The 1179-nt window shown below is 52.2% G+C and carries 1 protein-coding gene; it reads left to right on the forward strand.

Going from position 1 to position 1179, the window contains the following annotated elements:
* Positions 1-84: 84 nt before the first annotated feature.
* The coding region (locus ACI4N7_RS07740; RefSeq protein ID WP_439732780.1) for a metallophosphoesterase at positions 85-1179 on the forward strand (1095 nt) is incomplete at its 3' end.

Here is a 1179-nt window from a genome sequence, read left to right on the forward strand (position 1 = left end):
TTGCCCGCATGGAGATTCATGCAGGAATTCCGCCGGCTGGCGGTGCAGTCAGCGCTTTTCGGTTATGGCAGGAAAGGAAGATATATGTTTAACCGTGTCCTTTTTTTCTGGAAAATCGGTCTGTACGGTCTTGTATTAAGCAGCATGAACTGGTTCATGTATCATCAGGGCATGCCGGAGATCATGACCTGGTATGTGCTTCCTCTCTTCATGGTCATGCCTTTTTTCTTCTCCCTTTCCTACAATGCGGTGCATGATGTATCCGTCCGGACGGAAAAGGTTTTTGCCTGGCTGGGAGGCTTCTGGTTTATTTTTACGCTTTATTCCGCCATGGCGTCCCTTTTCTGCGGATTTGTCTATGCTCTGCTGCAGCTGGCGGCTCCTGCTCTCTGGGACTCCTATGGATCGTCCTTGATCCGCCTGCTTTTCCTGGCGGTGCTGCTGCTTATGGCCTATGGCATATTTCATGCACTCCATCCCAAAATCAGGACCATTCGCATAGAAAGCGGGAAAATACAAAGGAAAATCACTCTGGCGTTTGCAACAGATATCCATTTAAGCCCCATACAGAGCCGGGCCTATGCCCGCCGCCTGGTAGAACGGCTGAATGGGCTTTCGCCGGATCTGGTCATTTTCGGAGGAGATATCATTGATGCCCATCTGGATTTTGTCCTTCGGGACGGGAGCTATAAAGCTTTTCAGCATATCCGGGCCCCCCTGGGAACATGGGCGGTTTTCGGCAACCATGATTTCTTTGACGGCGATATCAAAAAGGAAGCGGCCCTGTTTCATCCTCTCCGATTCCTGGCCCATGAGCAGGTATCTCCCCTGCCGGGCCTGGTGCTTACCGGACTGAACGACTATATGCACTATCCCTCGGAAGCGGTGCCGCCCTGCGATCCCTCCGGATTTAACATTCTGATCGATCATGAACCGCTTCATATCGGACAGGCAGAAGAAAAAGGCTATGACCTTTATCTGGGCGGTCATACCCATGCAGGGCAGTTTTTCCCGGTGACCTTCATTACCCGGAGGATGTATGTGCTGAACTACGGACTTCACCGCTTCCGGCAGATGACAGCCTATGTGTCCAGCGGATACGGTGCCTGGGGATTTCCTTTCCGTACAGGGCCCTATCCGGAAATCCTGCGGATAGAGCTCTTCCCGGCGGAAAAGGAA

It is taken from the genome of Dialister sp. (genome assembly GCF_051885895.1).
Taxonomy (GTDB): Bacteria; Bacillota; Negativicutes; order Veillonellales; family Dialisteraceae; genus Dialister.